The organism is Achromobacter sp. ACRQX (genome assembly GCF_022346505.1).
Taxonomy (GTDB): Bacteria; Pseudomonadota; Gammaproteobacteria; order Burkholderiales; family Burkholderiaceae_B; genus Achromobacter; species Achromobacter animicus.
Window position 1 is genome coordinate 155,821 of record NZ_JAKRML010000010.1, and the last position, 15,152, is coordinate 170,972.

The window sequence follows — 15,152 nt, forward strand, 5'->3', positions numbered from 1 at the left end:
CCTTTTGAGCGCACTACAGGCAGGCGTGTTACTTGAGGTGAACTGTGACCAAACTCATTGAATCTTTGCGCGACGATCTCGCCGCGCTTTACCGGGCCGGGTCGATAGACAAAGTCACAATGCGAGACTTTGACGCCATCTGCCCCGCACCTGTCCGAAGTTTTAGTCCTGGCGACATCAAGCGGCTTCGCGAAGATTTACGGTTCAGCCAGCCCGTATTCGCCCTGCATCTGCATACCAGCGCTTCGACCGTCCGAAAGTGGGAGCAAGGCGACACCCGCCCGACAGGGCCGGCCCTTAAACTGCTGAACATCCTGGCGGACAAAGGCCTGCAAGCCATTCTCTGACGCCCTGCTATCGCTTCGCAGCAACTCCCGGCATCAGCCTGTCCAACCGCAATCTCCCCCGCTCATCCGTCAATCGGCGCATCGCACCATAAGCCGCTCCCATCGCCGCCATGCCGCTCGCGCCGCACAGCAGAAACATCAACAAGATCTGATACTTGGCTGCGTCCACCGGATCCATGCCCGCAATGATCTGCCCGGTCATGATGCCCGGCAAGGTGATGATCCCGGCCGCCGACATCTGGTTGATGCTGGGCACGATGCCACGCCGAACCGATTCGCGCAGCAAGGCCGAAAACGCCTGATGCACGGTCGCGCCCAGCGCCAGGCGCGCTTCGATGCCCAGCCTTTCGCGGCGCACGCCCGACAGCATTCCGTCCAATGCCAGACTGGCCGCATTCAAGACGCTGCCCAGCACGATGCCAACCAGTGCAATCGTGTACCGCGGATCAAACCAAGGGTCCGGGCGCAGGGCCGTGTTCAGAATGAACAACGCAGTTACCAGCGTGGTGCTGACCACCGCCAACGTCCCGGCCCAACCATTGCCATGCCCGGTCAAACGCGCCTTGGGTCGGGCCGCGACCTCGCGCGCGGCCAGCGCCATCATCACCGCCACCACCAGCGCCGTTAGCCACGGCGCGGCATGGGCGAACACAATGCGCAGGATCTGACCCACCAACAGCAATTGCACTACCGTGCGCACCGCCGCCCAGAGCACCTGCCGTTGCAGGTTCAACCGCAGTGCGAAGGAAATACCAGCGCTCAGCAGCGCCAGCAGCGACGCGATCACCAGATCCAGCGCCTGCAGCTTGATCACGTCCATAGCGGCTCCATGTGGCCTTGCGTCATCCGCCAACGCCGGCGCGCCAGGCGCTCCGCCTGTTCCGGGCTATGCGTCACCAGCAGAATGGCAGCGCCGGCAGCCAGGACGCGTGACAGTTCCGCCTCGACTAACGCTGTCGCCTCCTGATCCAGCGCGGCGGTCGGCTCATCCAGCAGCAGCACGCGTGGACTCTGCATCAGCGCGCGCACCAAGCCCATCCGCTGGCGCTCGCCCGTGGACAGCTCATGGACCAACGCGTCCAACTTGGTCTCAGCCAAGCCCAGACGCCCCATGATGGCGATAGCACCAGCGCGGTCAGCGTAGTGCGCGGACACATGGTCATCCCACCATCCGGCCTCGGCCTGGCAATAAACCACCAGACGCCGCCACTCGAAACCCCGCATGGCCGACCGGCGACGCCCGTCCAGTTCCGCTTCACCATGCCCGGGGTCCAGATCCGCAATCTGCCGCAACAGCAGCGACTTGCCCGATCCCGACGCGCCGACCACAGCCGCGCACTCGCCCGCCGCCAGATCCAGGCTAACTGGCGCCAGGCGCTCGCTGTACAGGCCTCGAAGCGTGAGCAACGGCGGCGCGTCAGAAACAACTTGCGAGGGAATCGGCGCGGATTGCATGGGTAGGCATCATATAGAAAAGCCCGCGGCAAGGCGGGCTTCACGGTATGCGGCGGCGGCTCGGATCAGAGCATATGCGCCAGGAACTCACGGCTGCGCGCATGCTGAGGCGCGGCAAAGAACTCGGCGGACGGCGCTTCCTCGACGATGCGGCCGTCGTCCATGAAAATGACCCGGTGCGCCACTTCACGGGCAAACCCCATTTCATGCGTCACGACCAGCATCGTCATGCGCTCGTCAGCCAGCTGCTTCATGGTGCGCAGCACTTCGCCGGTCAGCTCCGGGTCCAGCGCCGACGTCGGCTCGTCGAACAACATGATGTCCGGCTCCATCGCCAGCGCCCGCGCAATCGCCACGCGCTGCTTCTGACCGCCGGACAGGCGCGTCGGATAGTTGTCGCGCTTGTTCGACAGACCCACCTTGCGGAGCAGCTCTTCGGCCTTCGGCACGATCTCCGCGCGCGACATACCCTTCACGGTAATGGGCGCTTCGATGATGTTCTGCAGCACCGTCATGTGCGGGAACAGATTGAACGACTGAAACACCATGCCCATCTTGCGGCAGATGCGGCGCACGTCGCCGTCGCTGGCGTACTGGCTGCGGCCGCCCGGTACGGAGGCAGCCATTGTCTCGCCTTCGATCTGGATGCTGCCTTCGTCGATGGTCTCAAGATGATTCAAGCAGCGCAAAAACGTGCTCTTACCCGACCCCGACGGGCCGATCACCGCCACGACCTCGCCCTGCTCCAGGTTCAGCGACACGTTGTCGAGTACGCGATTGGAACCGAACGATTTGACGATATTGCGGGCTTCGATCATGACCGGACGCTGGCTAAGCCCGGCCGGGGAATTATTGGTCATATTTTGCATAGCGCTTTTCCATGTGCTGGAAGAACCACGTCAGGAGCAGCGTCATCAACAGATAGAAGGCAGCGGCGACGAGGAACGGCGTGGTCGTGAAATCGCGCTGCACTATGCCCCGCGCGGTGCGCAGAATGTCGTTCAGCGCCAGCACGTAAATCAGCGAAGTGTCCTTGACCAGCGTAATGGTCTCGTTGCTCATGGGCGGCAGCACGCGCTGCACCATCTGCGGCAGCACGATGCGGCGCAGGGTCTGCAGGTACGTCATGCCCAGCACCTTGCTGCCCTCGTACTGCCCCCGATCCACCGACTGGATACCAGCGCGGAAGATCTCGGCAAAATATGCCGCGTAGTTCAGCGCAAACGCCACCACCGCCGCCGGAAAATCCGGCAGCCGGATGCCGATCACCGGCACGAACGGCAGCGCGAAGTAGATGAACAGCATCTGGAGCATCAACGGCGTGCCGCGCATCAGCCAGATATAGCCATTGACCGCGCGGCTCAGCAGCGGCCACTTCGAGATACGCGCCAGGGCCAGCACCAGCCCCAGCGGCACGGCCAGCGCCAGCGTGATGAAAAACAGCGTCAAGGTCACTTTCGCGCCTTCCGCCAAGGGCCCCAGAAGGGAGAGTACGTAGTCCATGCAGTGGGTTCGCGCCGCGAGGGCAAGAGAGAATCATGGGCAAGCCCGCCTGGCCTTGCGGCGCTGCGGCGGGCTGCGAACTGCAACGTCAAAGACGCCCCGGCCGGTTAGGCCGCGGGCGCCCTAGCGCTTACTTGATGATGTTGGCGCCGAACCACTGGGTGGCGATGCGGCCGGCGGTGCCGTCCTGCTTCATCGAATCCAGCGTCTTGTCCAGCTTGGCCAGCAACTCGGTGTCGTCCTTACGCACGCCAACGCCGTAATCTTCCGTACCGAAGTTCTCTTCAAGCACACGGTACTCGCCCGCACGCTTGCTGATCAGGTAACGGCCAACCACTTCGTCCACCACGATGGCGTCCAGGCGGCCAGCAGCCAGGTCCATCAACGCGGTCACGTTGTCGCCGAACTTCTTCACTTCCTTGATCTGCGCGGCAACCGGGTCCTTGGCGATGGCGTCGGTGGCACTGCTGCCGTCCTGCGCGCCGATGACCTTGCCAGCCAGATCATTCTTGACCTTCACCGGCGACGTGTTGCCCACGATGATGATCTGGTGGTTGGCCATGTACGGCGCGGTGAAGCTGATGTTCTTCTTGCGCTCTTCGGTAATGGTCAGACCGTTCCACAGCACGTCGACGCGCTTGCCATTCAGCTCGGCTTCCTTGGCGCTCCAGTCGATCGGCTTGAATTCCACTTCAATGCCCAGACGCTTGCTGGCTTCCTTGGCCATGTCGATGTCAAAACCGACGATCTGGTTGCTGGCGTCGCGGAATCCCATGGGCGGGAAGTTGTCGTCCAGGCCAACGACGACCTTCTTGGGCGTCGCCGGCGCTTGGGCGCCAGCGGCGGGCGCGTTGTCGCTGGGACCGCAGGCCGTGAGCAGAGCGGTGGCGGACACAAGAAGTACAGCAGTCAGTTTTTTCATCGTTGTGAGGGCGCGAAGCGCAGGATTGAAGAAAGCCGGGAAAGCGGGCGGTATGCCGCGAGGCGGTATTTTAGCGTTGTTGGGGGGATTTGCTGGCGGGGGCAGGAATGGCGGTGGCGAGCCTCGAGGACGGCCGGACCGTATCGCTGGCCTTGGACCGTCTAAATGGCGACGGATTGGCCTTAGTTAGAGGTGGCACGACCAGCGGCGTATGACTCTGCGTCTCATGACGTTCCGCGACTTGCAGGCGTCCCGAATGCCCCCGGCTACATCATGATGGAACTCAGGCGCGGTATTAGCAATGACCGCCAACGGCCAGAAGCAGACATTTGGTGTGATGATTAAATACTCGACCATCAGTTACCTTAAATTAGCAGCATCCCGACAAACATGCTCGTCTACAAATACCGAAGCTGTGCGCAACGTACATGGGAACTTCTACTCAATCGAAAGCTTTTCTTTGCAACCCCGGCGCAGCTAAACGATCCTTTAGATTCGTCCATAGACATTCATGCGGAGTACGAGCGGGCAAAAGAACTGGTGCACGAATCAGACGATCACCCTGACCGTCGTAAATCTTTCTTAATCTTCTTGTTGGATCAGGGCCACCGCTTCAAGGATCCCGCATCGGGTGAGCAGATAGGCTTAAGCAAGGCACTCCAGCATTTCATTCAATCGCTGGGCATCCTGTCTCTTTCACGAACCCCAACTGACGCGCTTCTGTGGTCGCACTACGCTGAAGGGCATTGTGGCCTGTGCCTGGGATTCGATCCAGAGCTTCTTGAATTAGATGTTTTCATCAAAGGCGACGTTGAATACGCTGCCAGGCCTCCTTACGTAGACCTTTTTTTGAAGATGACGGAAGAGATTGGTGCGTTCGTCCGCCCATGGGAGCAGCACAAGTACCCTGATGAGCAGGGTGATCAGTTCTACACATCCCAGTTGTCCCGCCTTATGCGAGCAAACTTGTTGGTAAAGTCGGAGAAATGGAAGTACGAGGAAGAGTACCGAATGATCACTTCGCTGCCCGGTCACCATGCGTTCTCTCCGAGAGCTTTACGTGAAGTGGTATTAGGTACTAGGACACGTGAATCAGACCGTGAAACGCTAACCAACATCTTGCGTCATCCAGACTACGCGCATGTACAAGTCCGACGCGTTCGGCAAGTGCCTGGCACATTCGAGTTTGGTTTGGTAGACCGGGACGACTAAGTCAATATTAAGTAAAAGGACCGCTTAGGGTCGTAAGCATTCTTTTTGTCAGTGAAAATGGGATTCCATTCATTGAAGGAGAACCCCATGAAACCGGATATCAATGAAGCAAAACCGTTCTTTCCTTGGAACAAGGGGAAGCTTGTTGGCCAAAAGGCTCCGTTGAAGCTGAAAGAAATCTGGGCGATCCGCATACGGCTACAGCTAGCTGAAAAAGTGCGGGATCTGGCGCTTTTCAACCTAGCCATCGACAGCAAACTACGTGGCTGCGATTTAGTCAGCTTGCGCGTTTGCGACATTTAACAAGGGAGGAGCATCTACCCACGCGCTATCGTCATGCAGCGCAAGACGCATCGACCCGTGCAATTCGAGATTACTGAACTGACGCGGCAGTCGGTGGCTGCTTGGATCGATCTGGCGCGTCTCGCTTCAGACGCCTACCTGTTCCCAAGCAGGGTGACAAAGTCGCCGCACCTTTCTACGCGGCAGTACGCACGCATCGTCGCGGGTTGGATCGTGTCGATCGGTTTAGACCCTGCGACGTATGGCACGCACACCATGCGCCGAACCAAGGCGACGCTGATCTACCGGCGTACGAAGAACCTTCGGGCAGTTCAACTCCTTCTCGGACATATCAAGTTGGAAAGCACGGTGCGATACCTTGGCATCGAAGTCGACGATGCGCTGGAAATGGCAGAGCAGGCAGAAACGTGAGGTTTGCTTACAATCGGACGGCGCATCTAGCTGGATGGTCGCTGTCCGGCCAGTTTCAGCCGTTCGACATAGCCATCCAGATCGTCGACAATTAGCCACTTCCGATTGCATACAAGATTAATTAATGGGCAGCTTCTTGAGTGACCTCTATGGGTGCCATGCGGCACACGGTATGGTCAGCGGCCAAGTGCCCGAAACGAAGATCCCCATCAGCGGCTAGTTAATCGAACCATGGAAAAGCCTTTAGCGTCGACGATTACCTCGCCTATTTGGCGGATGGGCTAGTACAAAATTTTAATAGAGCCGGCGCCGCGACAACTCCGCCGCCGCAGCAGCACCCCAGACTATTGCGGGAAAAGCCCGGGTGTAGCCGGGTGTACTTAGTTTAGATGTGAGGAAATGCATGCAGGAGGGTTGGTACGGCGACGACTACCTAGTCTTTTTTTCCCTCGACCAAGCGCAGGCTTTCGCAAAAACTTGCGAGCTTGATTCGACTTTGCCCGGCTTTTCGCTTGTAGGGTTGCGCGGATGGCAGGATTTCATTGTCAGAGACTTGTCGGGGACCACATTTACGATTCCTACTGTCCCGCTTGATGCCGAGTATCTCTCCCGATTCGAACCGCCTGCCATTCAGGAACTTGAGTCGGACCCCGGCCTTGGCGGGAAGGTACGGTGGTTCATAAAGCCGCTAGTTTTCGGGGGAGATCCGCAAGCCGACGACAATGTGACCTGGCTTTCTCACCCGCAGCATATTGAACTAGTGCGTTGGTGGAATGACCAATACCGCGCGGCGAAGTTGGAGTTAATTGACAGGTAGTGTACTGGGGCAGACCCGCGTGCCGACTGATTGCCTTTTTATTTGGCGCTAGCCCATTTCGGGAGCGTGTCAGAAGCAGCTGACTAAGAATGACCGATTTCACCACGCTGTAGGCTCAGGCTTACGCGGATTGCAGGGCTGCAATGGGTCGAAAGCGGACGGCCAACAAGGTCTGCAACGAGCCGGGAGCGGTCATTCATATACCAAGCACAAGTACCAACACTGCGGAAACTGCAGCATGGAGTGAGGCACATTATTAACGCATCGGAGGCTTACAGAGTAGGCTGCGACCCCCATCCGCCCGAGGCTGCAAATCAACTCCGCGCTGTCACAGCCCACGACGTTACGGGAATGACTGCCGCCGCATCCAAGACGCACCAGTTGTACCGTGGGATGATTGGACTTCAACGGCGGTCGATATGGAGGACCTATGGGTCCAATGCACAATGCGCTACCGGCGGAGCCGGCGACGATACCACCAGGTTAGCCCTGCCCACACTAGTGCCCAAACGCCCAGGATCGCGGCGATGAAGGGCCAAAAAATGAAGGTGGAGACGTCGTCCCAGCCGGGCGCGGTACGCTTGAGGCCGATGGGGGTGCTGACTTCCAGTTCGATCTGCTCGCCAGAAAGCGTCGGCCCGATTTCTTCCACCGTGAAGGTAAGCGACGAAGTCCCCTTCGCCAGCTTTGGAAAGGACGGCACGGTCTCGGGCAGCACACCATCTATATGACTTTCAGGCCACAGCTTGCGATAGAAATGCGTCGAGCTGGCGCTGCTGCGCGCAGCCGCGACCATTACTACGTCTAGTCCCCTACCATCTCGTACACGAATCCGCACCGGCTCTCCAGGGTCTGCGAAGCCCGGCGCCGCATCAGGCGCGCCCACACGCGTCTTAGATTCTCCCAATTCGGGCCGCTGTCTGCCCATCGGTCCGCCGAAACGCGCCTCCATCCATAATGGCGCCTCGCGAATGCGGTATACCTCGGCGTGCGCCGTTTGCCCTGGCGTAAGGGTGATCGGCGTCAGCGTCGCATCCGCGGATGGTACATACCGCAGCATGCCCACCGCGAACCACGCCATGGCAGCCAACCAAAGCGCCCAACCCACCAGCAGAGACATCTTGCCTAACTTGCGCCACATATCGTGTTGTCCCGAATTTTCCAGCATCGGAGCGTACCCGATTTCGAGTGGGCGATTGGCAGCCCTGCAGGCTCATTCACGCATCAATATCCCCAAGAGCGCCAGACTTCGGCAAGGAGGATTGCCGTACGAGCTAAAGACAGCTACGCCTTCATATCAGCGATGCGATAATCCCGCCTTCGGCGCAGCGATCGCGGATGATTCGTTCACTCGTCGTTGAATAGGCCTTCAATATCGATAACTAGAAAGGAAACGTCGCCTTGCCGCACGCTTTTCGAATTCTCTCGGCGCCGGCCTTGCTCCTCGCATTACCCGCCTTGACGCTGCTTGCGGCTGCGCATTGCGAGACGAGCTACGCCGATACTCAGGCCGAGGTCGGCGCCAACTCAACGGCGCCCAAGCCAGCGCTGCGCAAGCTGAACCCCGCTCCAGCCGACGCTTATGAAGTCCGACTGATCCTTGACAATGCATCGGACCTCGCGAGTGCAGCCGACGGCAAATCGGCATTTAGCGTGGTAGAAGGTACCGCACAGTTCGACGCCAGCAACGCGCCCCGCTGCGCTGCATCGGACGCCGTATCTGGTCACGTGCCGACGATATCCAGCCACGAACCATTCCGCATGGTCCGCATATCGCCTACCGAATACGTGGGCATCGTGTATGCCGACATGCTGCTTGACGAAGACTATTACGGAAGGGGGGTATGTCATTGGAAATTGGCCGAAGCACGTGTCGCATTGCGCGCGCGGCAGGATGCTGCTGACACGCGCTTCGTGGCAGGATTGCCGGCTCAAAAGGTGTTCGCCGGCGGAACACAGGCACGCTATTTTTGGAAGGGGTATTACCCCCGTTTCGAGCAGGGGAAACACACCGACTTTGGGCGTGACAAAATGGACCGCGTTCCGGCCGATAAGCGTGGGGAGTTCTTGACCGTGATCCTGACGGCCAAGAGAATCGCGAGCGACGTGCAAGTCAGGTGAGTAATAAGCTTGCGGCAAGCACGGCCCGTTTTAGACGACGGGTGTATGGAAAGCGAACAGGCTAGTCTGCCTGTTCAAGCCTTACTCAATACCGGAAAAAAAGGCGCACTGCCCCGGAAACCCAGGTCGTGCGTCACATGCCTTCAAGCATCCCGCCTTTCCCCCTGGAAACGTAGCCGCAACCGACATACCAAACCCATAAGTCGGCGTAGTCACATCAAACCGGCTCTCGCAAACCTTCTTCGCGCTATAAGAAAACGTCATCCCCTCGCGCCGCCCGTTGACCGCGAACGACACCTGGAAGCTGTTCATACTGCTCCACCCTGCCCTAGGCAAAACCACGAACCGGTAATGCGCAGCATCCAGGCGCTCACCAAAAATCTTCAATTGCGCGGACGTGGTCCGCGTCGTAGGCGATGGATACGGCAAGGCCAGCAACGTCCGCGGATCCCCTACCACGCCCAGGTCGAAACCCACGCCCTTCTGATAGAACGGAACCTCGATACTGGGATAGCCTGAATATTCCACTCGCTTTACCGTCGACCCGTACTCCAGCGTACGAGGCTCGTAGTCCGGCGCCCGTGCGAACGCCACGTCCAGCGTCATCACGACCTCCGCCGGATTGGCGTCTTCGGTGCGGACATGTTTTTCATACACGTCGGCGTTGCTTGCGCAGCCGGCAAGTGCCGCCGTGCACACGAGCACCAGCCACCGCAACCCACTTACCGCGGAAATCGGCGTCATCTCATTGGTCCTTGCGCGGTTGAACGGGCAGCGCGACGGGATGCAACCCCTGCCCAACAAATTGCCAGCCGCCCTTCCCTTCTTGCCATCGAAAATTCCGGTTGATCCATTCCGCCTTCAGGTTGTCGTAGAGCCGCCGCTGGTCGATATGCTTACCTTCGTCGAGCGCCCTGCGCGCACGTGCGGCGCTTTGGTCCCACGCCGTTTTGAAAGCATCGCGCTGCATTGCCTTGGTGAATGGGACGCTGGCGTACGGACCTTCGTCCGCGACGCTCAGGCGGATCTCGTTGTCGAGCAGCACGGCGCCGTGGCGATTGTCTGGCGACACCGACACCAGTAGCGGGGTCGACTGCAGGCGCTCCTTGGGTTGCAGATGTTCAAACCACAGCACCTTTCCCGTCGACGTCACGAGCGCCCGCGAACCGGCGGTGAACAGCAACAGGTCCTGACGACCGGGCTGCGCCAGACCCATGTCCGGGTCGCGCACATCGACGGAGGGACTCAGCACTCGCGCGAGCGGCGTGTCGTTCTGCACCGCGATCAGGATGGTGCCCACGCCCATGAAATCGTTCGAGACCGCCAGGAGGATCGGCTGGCCGCCTTGGGTTGGACCCAGCGCCCCGACGTGCGCGAACTTGTACGCGTTCAGAGGCCGGTATGGCTTGCCGCGGAATGTGAGCTGGTGGAGGGTCGAAGCCGGCTCGCCTACCAATTCAAAGTCGCCGCCTAGCGGCGCCAAGCTGTTCGGGGAGGAATCAGTGACCGTTGCTGGCCTTGCCTGCGCGTAGGCCACTATCGGCAGCGTCATGAATAGCGATAGCCCTAGCGCGACGGTCGTGCATATCCTCGCAAGGCGAGGATCCGGTGGAACTGTTTTCGTAGGAGGCAGCAAAACGGCATCGGCGGCGGCGCCGCACATGAGAGTGATGCGGGCATTCTAGGTCAAATGCACTATCCGCAGCAGGATCGCCGCCCAATGCCCCCCGCGTCACCTTCCACCCGATCCTATATGACCAAGTGTCCGAATCGGCTGGACGCGCTGCGGTACGCCAAACCCATTTCGGAACAGGCAACGCCAAGCGATTTACCTGTTGGCGATCTCGCGCACATATCAACGCCTGTGGACATATCAGCGCCCACGCGACACATCATCGCCCGCGCAACACATCAGCACCCGCGCAACATATCAGCGCCCGCGCGACACACCATCCCCCGCGCGCTGCAGAAACTCCACGCCCAACTCCTTCAAATCAACCACCCCCAACAGCCCCATATTGCGCCGCACTTCTTCGGTGATAAGTGCTATCGCGTGCGCCACGCCGCGTTGGCCAGCCACCGTCGCGGCATAGTTGAACGGACGGCCGACGAACACGCAGCGCGCGCCCAGGGCCATCGCCTTCAACACGTCCGTGCCTCGACGCACGCCGCTGTCCAGCATCACTTCCATGGGACCTGCGGCATCCAGGATGGCGGGCAAGGCGTGCAGGGGCGACACACTACCGTCCAGTTGGCGCCCGCCGTGGTTGGAGACGATGATCGCGTCCATGCCCATCGCGCGGGCGGCGCGCGCGTCGTCCGGATGAAGAATTCCCTTCAGCACCATGTGCCCTTTCCAGCGACGGCGGATGGCCGATACATGCTGCCAGTTCAGGTGGCCTCGGTCGGAGAAGTCCCGCAGGACGCTGGACGACATGATGGGCGCGCCGCGTGTGGCGTAGTTGTTCTCGAAGTGCGGCATGCCGTGGCGCGCAAGCGTTCGCAGGAACGTGCCGAACAGCCATCGCGGATGCGTCACGCCCTGCCAGGCGAGGCCAAGACTGGGCCGTAGCGGCGTGGAGAAGCCGGCCCGCACATTGTTCTCGCGGTTGGCGGCGACGGGCGTGTCTACCGTCAGCACCAGCGTGTTGACGCCGGCGGCAGCCACGCGGTCGATCAGCGCGGCGATCTGCGCTTCGTCGCCGGGAAGGTATGCCTGAAACCAGGTGTCCGGCGCCGCTTCCATCACGGTCTCCAGGCGGATGAGCGACGAGCCGCTCATGATGCAGGGCACGCCGGCCTCGGCTGCCGCGCGCGCCAGGACAACATCGCCGCGATAGCTGGAGATCGCGGAGATGCCCATCGGGGCAACGCCCACGGGCGCCGCATAGTCGCGGCCGAGCACCGTGCACCGCGTGCTGCGCGCGGACACGTCCACCAGCACCTTCGGCCGGAAAGCAAATTCCGCAAACGCGTCGCGATTGGCGCGTTCCGATTGGCCGTCTTCGACAGCGCCCGACACATAAGCGTAGATGGGTGCGGGCAGAAGCGCTTTGGCTGCGGGTTCGAAGTCGTGCAGGCTGAGCATGCGGCGCAGGGGATCGGACATGTCTGGCTCCTCCGGCGGCCACTGCGGGGAGTGGCCGTCTATTGTTTTTTCGATATCGCCGGGGACTATAGGCGCGCGTGCCGTTTGAATAAAGTGACTTTATCGAGCGCCTTTCATACACTTTTGTTCACTCTCGATGCCGTCCAGCCTACTGCCCCCCATGACGCTAAAGCAACTTGAGGCCTTCTACTGGGCCGCCACGTGCAAGAATTTTGCGATCGCCGCGAATCGTCTCAATATTTCGGTTTCGTCATTGTCCAAGCGCATTGGTGAACTGGAATCATCGATCGGCGCTGAGCTCTTCAGCCGCAGCGCGCGCAGCGCGACGTTGACAGCGCTGGGCGAACAATTGGTCCCGCACGCCAAGGATCTGCTGCGCAACGCCGACCAGTTCATGCAGCAGGCCAGCAACAACCTCAGCTACTCGGGCCGCTGCCGGTTTGGCGCGGGCGAACTGACGTCGCTGACCTGGATGGCCAAGCTGATCGAAGTCATCCAGCAGGCCCACCCCAACCTGCTCGTCGAGCCATTCGTGGGCGTCGGCGAATTGGTCGAGCGCGGTCTGGAGGAAGGCGAACTGGACTTCGCCGTGATCGCCGGCCCTTCGTCCCGCCCCGCGATCGCGTCCCGCGTTATCGGCAGCGCGCAATTCGAATGGGTCGCTGCGCCAGGCGCCGTGACGAATCCCGCCGCGGTCACCCCGGCCGACCTGCCAGGCCTGACGCTTATCACGCTCCCGCAAAGCTCGGGCGCCATCCGCATTCTCGATGACTGGCTCACCGAGCAGCGCGTGTCGCCCGGCCGCAACCAGTGTTGCAACGGCTGGGGCGGCATTGCCGCCATGTTGCAGCAAGGCCTGGGCGTGGGCTTCCTGCCATCAGCGTGGGCCGGCATCCTGATCGAAAGGGGCCACTTGCGACCCCTGCCTGCATTTCCGCCGTTGCGCCCCCTCACCTACACCTTCCAATGGCGCCGTGACGATACCCGGCCGATGCTTGAAACCCTGCGCGCGCATGCCGAGGCGTGCCTGGATTTCCACGCGCCCACCGGCATGATCTGACCGCGAAGCACGCTGACCCCGGTTGCCACCGTTTCTAAAAAGCGTTGTTTCCGCAGTCAAATTATTCGCTTTATCTCCGGAATATGCGGGCGTAGAGTCGCCACAAACAACCACTCTGGAGACGAGGCGACATGCCGGATTTTGGATTCACCCTGCACGACTGCCCGCCCGGTCCCAGCCGCGAGACGCTCGCGGCTTACCAAGACCTGGCGGTGGCAAACATCAGCGATGCGATGAGCCGCAGCACGGGCACGTCGTCCTTGCGGCCCATGCACCGGACGCGCCGGATCCTGGGCCGCGCCTTCACGGTGCGCACCCGGCCTGGCGACAACCTGATGGTGCACAAGGCCATTGATACCGCGCAGCCCGGCGATGTCATCGTGGTTGACGCGGGCGGCGACATGAGCAACGCCATCATCGGCGAAATCATGGTGGGTTGGGCAGCCAAGCGCGGCTTGGGCGGCTTTGTGATTGACGGCGCCATCCGCGACAGCGAAACCATCGGCGAGGGCGATTTTCCCGTCTATGCCCGCGGCGTCGCGCATCGGGGTCCTTACAAGGACGGCCCCGGCGCCATCAACGTGCCCGTCACCGTAGATGGCATGGTCGTGATGCCCGGCGACCTGCTGGTGGGTGACGCCGACGGATTGCTGGCCATCCGGCCTGACGAAGCTCCGGCCATCGCAGAACGCGTTCGCGCCATCGCCCAAGCCGAGGCGCAAGTCCTGAAGGACATCGAGCGCGGCACGCTGGATCGCAGCTGGGTCGACGCGGCCCTCAAGTCGCGAGGCGTGCTGTGACGACCGCTACGCCCCGCCACCCGGCACGCCTTTGCAGGCTGGATCTCTGGCTCAATCCGGTGTTCGACGAGATCATCGGCGCCACGCCCGGAATCGCATTGTCGGTGCTTCCTGCGACCGGCGACGACGCCCGCACGCTGGCCGGCCTGAAGACCGCCCACGCCTACCATGTGTCCGCGGCCAAGGATGAGCTACCGCGCCGGTGGTTCGTCAACGCCGAGTTGATCGCGCAATGCCCGGATCTGGTGTGCGTGTCATCGGGCGGCGCGGGTTACGACACCATCGACGTGGCGGCCTGCACCGCGGCCGGCATCGCGGTCGTGAATCAGGCCGGCGGCAACGCGGAATCCGTAGCCGAACACACGTATGCGCTGCTGCTGGCCGTGCAACGGCGAATTGTCGAATCGCACAACCGCCTGCGCCGGGACACAGGTTTCACCCGCGAAGATCTGATGGGCCATGAAATCCACGGCGGCGTCATCGGTCTGGTAGGCATCGGCAAGATCGGCACCAGCGTTGCCCGCATCGCGCAAGGTTTCGGCCTGCGCGTCATCGCCCACGATCCGTTGCTGGACGCCGCGACCATCCGCAGCCGCGGCGCCGAACCCGTCGGGCTGGACGAGTTGCTGGCGCAATCGGACATCGTGTCGCTGCATTGCCCGCTGGACGCATCCACGCGAGGACTGATCGGCGCGAAGGCCTTTGCAGCGATGAAGCGCGGCGCAGTGTTCGTTTCGACGGCGCGCGGCGGCATCCACGACGAGGACGCATTGCATGACGCGCTGCGTAATGGGCATCTGCGAGGCGCGGGGCTCGACGTCTGGGAACAGGAGCCGCCCGATCGCTCGGCCCCGCTGCTGGCCCTGGACAACGTGGTCGCCACCTTCCACACCGCGGGCGTCACGCATGAGGCGCGCCGCAGCGTCGCCCGCTCATCGGCGACGCAGCTTGCCGCGATGCTGCGCGGCGAGCGGCCGCCGCAACTTGTGAATCCGGAGGTGTGGCCGCTGGCCGCCAAACGTATCGCCACGCTGACATAACAACGCGGCACACGCGCGGGTCCAGATACAAAGGCCGGCGCGGTGACCGCCA

Annotated in this window: 16 protein-coding genes and 1 pseudogene; 8 read left to right on the forward strand and 9 right to left on the reverse strand. The window is 61.4% G+C overall.

Annotated features, from left to right (window positions below):
- Nucleotides 1-44 precede the first annotated feature (44 nt).
- Nucleotides 45-347 carry a DNA-binding transcriptional regulator gene (locus MHZ91_RS11995; protein WP_175121430.1) on the forward strand — a complete coding sequence of 101 codons (303 nt, stop codon included), beginning with the start codon at nt 45-47 and terminating at the stop codon, nt 345-347.
- Between the two features lie 7 nt (nt 348-354).
- Here MHZ91_RS11995 and fetB read toward each other — a convergent pair whose 3' ends face one another.
- The 5 genes from fetB to MHZ91_RS12020 all read right to left on the reverse strand — a co-directional run bounded on the left by fetB (nt 355) and on the right by MHZ91_RS12020 (nt 4,227).
- Nucleotides 355-1,167 (reverse strand): iron export ABC transporter permease subunit FetB, encoded by an 813-nt coding sequence (gene fetB, locus MHZ91_RS12000; protein ID WP_239213744.1) that lies wholly within the window; start codon nt 1,165-1,167, stop codon nt 355-357.
- On the reverse strand, nt 1,158-1,802 hold the full coding sequence (locus MHZ91_RS12005) for an ATP-binding cassette domain-containing protein (RefSeq protein ID WP_239213745.1): 645 nt from the start codon (nt 1,800-1,802) through the stop codon (nt 1,158-1,160). The genes fetB and MHZ91_RS12005 overlap by 10 nt, the downstream gene beginning before the upstream one ends.
- 65 nt (nt 1,803-1,867) lie before the next feature.
- Nucleotides 1,868-2,620 (reverse strand): amino acid ABC transporter ATP-binding protein, encoded by a 753-nt coding sequence (locus MHZ91_RS12010; RefSeq protein WP_175121977.1) that lies wholly within the window; start codon nt 2,618-2,620, stop codon nt 1,868-1,870.
- A gap of 31 nt (nt 2,621-2,651) precedes the next feature.
- Nucleotides 2,652-3,305, reverse strand: a complete 654-nt coding sequence (locus MHZ91_RS12015) for an amino acid ABC transporter permease (protein WP_175121427.1) — start codon at nt 3,303-3,305, stop codon at nt 2,652-2,654.
- 130 nt (nt 3,306-3,435) lie between these two features.
- Entirely contained in the window at nt 3,436-4,227 is a 792-nt protein-coding gene (locus MHZ91_RS12020) for an amino acid ABC transporter substrate-binding protein (protein ID WP_056561484.1), read from the reverse strand.
- A gap of 390 nt (nt 4,228-4,617) precedes the next feature.
- Here MHZ91_RS12020 and MHZ91_RS12025 point away from each other — a divergent pair, with 390 nt between their 5' ends.
- The 3 genes and pseudogenes from MHZ91_RS12025 to MHZ91_RS12035 all read left to right on the forward strand — a co-directional run bounded on the left by MHZ91_RS12025 (nt 4,618) and on the right by MHZ91_RS12035 (nt 6,970).
- Complete coding sequence (locus MHZ91_RS12025; RefSeq protein ID WP_218344001.1) at nt 4,618-5,439, forward strand: DUF2971 domain-containing protein; 822 nt, start codon at nt 4,618-4,620, stop codon at nt 5,437-5,439.
- 87 nt (nt 5,440-5,526) lie between these two features.
- Nucleotides 5,527-6,153 (forward strand): annotated as a pseudogene (locus MHZ91_RS12030) (tyrosine-type recombinase/integrase).
- Between the two features lie 403 nt (nt 6,154-6,556).
- Nucleotides 6,557-6,970, forward strand: a complete 414-nt coding sequence (locus tag MHZ91_RS12035; protein WP_218344002.1) for a hypothetical protein — start codon at nt 6,557-6,559, stop codon at nt 6,968-6,970.
- A 451-nt stretch (nt 6,971-7,421) separates the two neighbouring features.
- On the opposite strand, the gene MHZ91_RS12040 is transcribed toward MHZ91_RS12035, so the two are convergent.
- Nucleotides 7,422-8,138, reverse strand: a complete 717-nt coding sequence (locus MHZ91_RS12040) for a hypothetical protein (protein ID WP_239213746.1) — start codon at nt 8,136-8,138, stop codon at nt 7,422-7,424.
- Nucleotides 8,139-8,371: 233 nt separating this feature from the next.
- On the opposite strand from MHZ91_RS12040, the gene MHZ91_RS12045 reads away from it, so the two are divergent.
- Complete coding sequence (locus MHZ91_RS12045) at nt 8,372-9,091, forward strand: hypothetical protein (protein ID WP_239213748.1); 720 nt, start codon at nt 8,372-8,374, stop codon at nt 9,089-9,091.
- Nucleotides 9,092-9,172: 81 nt separating this feature from the next.
- Here MHZ91_RS12045 and MHZ91_RS12050 read toward each other — a convergent pair whose 3' ends face one another.
- The 3 genes from MHZ91_RS12050 to MHZ91_RS12060 form a co-directional block, all read right to left on the reverse strand.
- Entirely contained in the window at nt 9,173-9,835 is a 663-nt protein-coding gene (locus tag MHZ91_RS12050) for a hypothetical protein (protein WP_239213750.1), read from the reverse strand.
- A gap of 1 nt (nt 9,836) precedes the next feature.
- Nucleotides 9,837-10,643: a hypothetical protein gene (locus MHZ91_RS12055; RefSeq protein ID WP_239213752.1), complete on the reverse strand. Its 807-nt coding sequence runs from the start codon at nt 10,641-10,643 to the stop codon at nt 9,837-9,839.
- A gap of 378 nt (nt 10,644-11,021) precedes the next feature.
- Entirely contained in the window at nt 11,022-12,200 is a 1,179-nt protein-coding gene (locus MHZ91_RS12060) for an alpha-hydroxy acid oxidase (RefSeq protein ID WP_239213754.1), read from the reverse strand.
- A 160-nt stretch (nt 12,201-12,360) separates the two neighbouring features.
- Here MHZ91_RS12060 and MHZ91_RS12065 point away from each other — a divergent pair, with 160 nt between their 5' ends.
- The 3 genes from MHZ91_RS12065 (at nt 12,361) to MHZ91_RS12075 (ending at nt 15,100) form a co-directional block, all read left to right on the forward strand.
- Nucleotides 12,361-13,260 (forward strand): LysR family transcriptional regulator, encoded by a 900-nt coding sequence (locus MHZ91_RS12065; protein WP_239213755.1) that lies wholly within the window; start codon nt 12,361-12,363, stop codon nt 13,258-13,260.
- A 131-nt stretch (nt 13,261-13,391) separates the two neighbouring features.
- Nucleotides 13,392-14,060 (forward strand): RraA family protein, encoded by a 669-nt coding sequence (locus MHZ91_RS12070; RefSeq protein ID WP_239213756.1) that lies wholly within the window; start codon nt 13,392-13,394, stop codon nt 14,058-14,060.
- Entirely contained in the window at nt 14,057-15,100 is a 1,044-nt protein-coding gene (locus tag MHZ91_RS12075; RefSeq protein ID WP_239213757.1) for a hydroxyacid dehydrogenase, read from the forward strand. Before MHZ91_RS12070 ends, MHZ91_RS12075 begins: the two co-directional genes overlap by 4 nt.
- Nucleotides 15,101-15,152: the final 52 nt, after the last annotated feature.

What these genes read in the sequence shown, in the direction of transcription:
- fetB (WP_239213744.1), bottom strand. Translation starts at nt 1,167, where the DNA reads ATGGACGTGATCAAGCTGCAGGCGCTGGATCTGGTGATCGCGTCGCTG.
- MHZ91_RS12040 (WP_239213746.1), bottom strand. Translation starts at nt 8,138, where the DNA reads ATGCTGGAAAATTCGGGACAACACGATATGTGGCGCAAGTTAGGCAAG.
- MHZ91_RS12050 (WP_239213750.1), bottom strand. Translation starts at nt 9,835, where the DNA reads ATGACGCCGATTTCCGCGGTAAGTGGGTTGCGGTGGCTGGTGCTCGTG.
- MHZ91_RS12070 (WP_239213756.1), top strand. Translation starts at nt 13,392, where the DNA reads ATGCCGGATTTTGGATTCACCCTGCACGACTGCCCGCCCGGTCCCAGC.
- MHZ91_RS12020 (WP_056561484.1), bottom strand. Translation starts at nt 4,227, where the DNA reads ATGAAAAAACTGACTGCTGTACTTCTTGTGTCCGCCACCGCTCTGCTC.
- MHZ91_RS12025 (WP_218344001.1), top strand. Translation starts at nt 4,618, where the DNA reads ATGCTCGTCTACAAATACCGAAGCTGTGCGCAACGTACATGGGAACTT.
- MHZ91_RS12065 (WP_239213755.1), top strand. Translation starts at nt 12,361, where the DNA reads ATGACGCTAAAGCAACTTGAGGCCTTCTACTGGGCCGCCACGTGCAAG.
- MHZ91_RS12060 (WP_239213754.1), bottom strand. Translation starts at nt 12,200, where the DNA reads ATGTCCGATCCCCTGCGCCGCATGCTCAGCCTGCACGACTTCGAACCC.
- MHZ91_RS12055 (WP_239213752.1), bottom strand. Translation starts at nt 10,643, where the DNA reads ATGACGCTGCCGATAGTGGCCTACGCGCAGGCAAGGCCAGCAACGGTC.
- MHZ91_RS12010 (WP_175121977.1), bottom strand. Translation starts at nt 2,620, where the DNA reads ATGATCGAAGCCCGCAATATCGTCAAATCGTTCGGTTCCAATCGCGTA.
- MHZ91_RS12015 (WP_175121427.1), bottom strand. Translation starts at nt 3,305, where the DNA reads ATGGACTACGTACTCTCCCTTCTGGGGCCCTTGGCGGAAGGCGCGAAA.
- MHZ91_RS12005 (WP_239213745.1), bottom strand. Translation starts at nt 1,802, where the DNA reads ATGCAATCCGCGCCGATTCCCTCGCAAGTTGTTTCTGACGCGCCGCCG.
- MHZ91_RS12035 (WP_218344002.1), top strand. Translation starts at nt 6,557, where the DNA reads ATGCAGGAGGGTTGGTACGGCGACGACTACCTAGTCTTTTTTTCCCTC.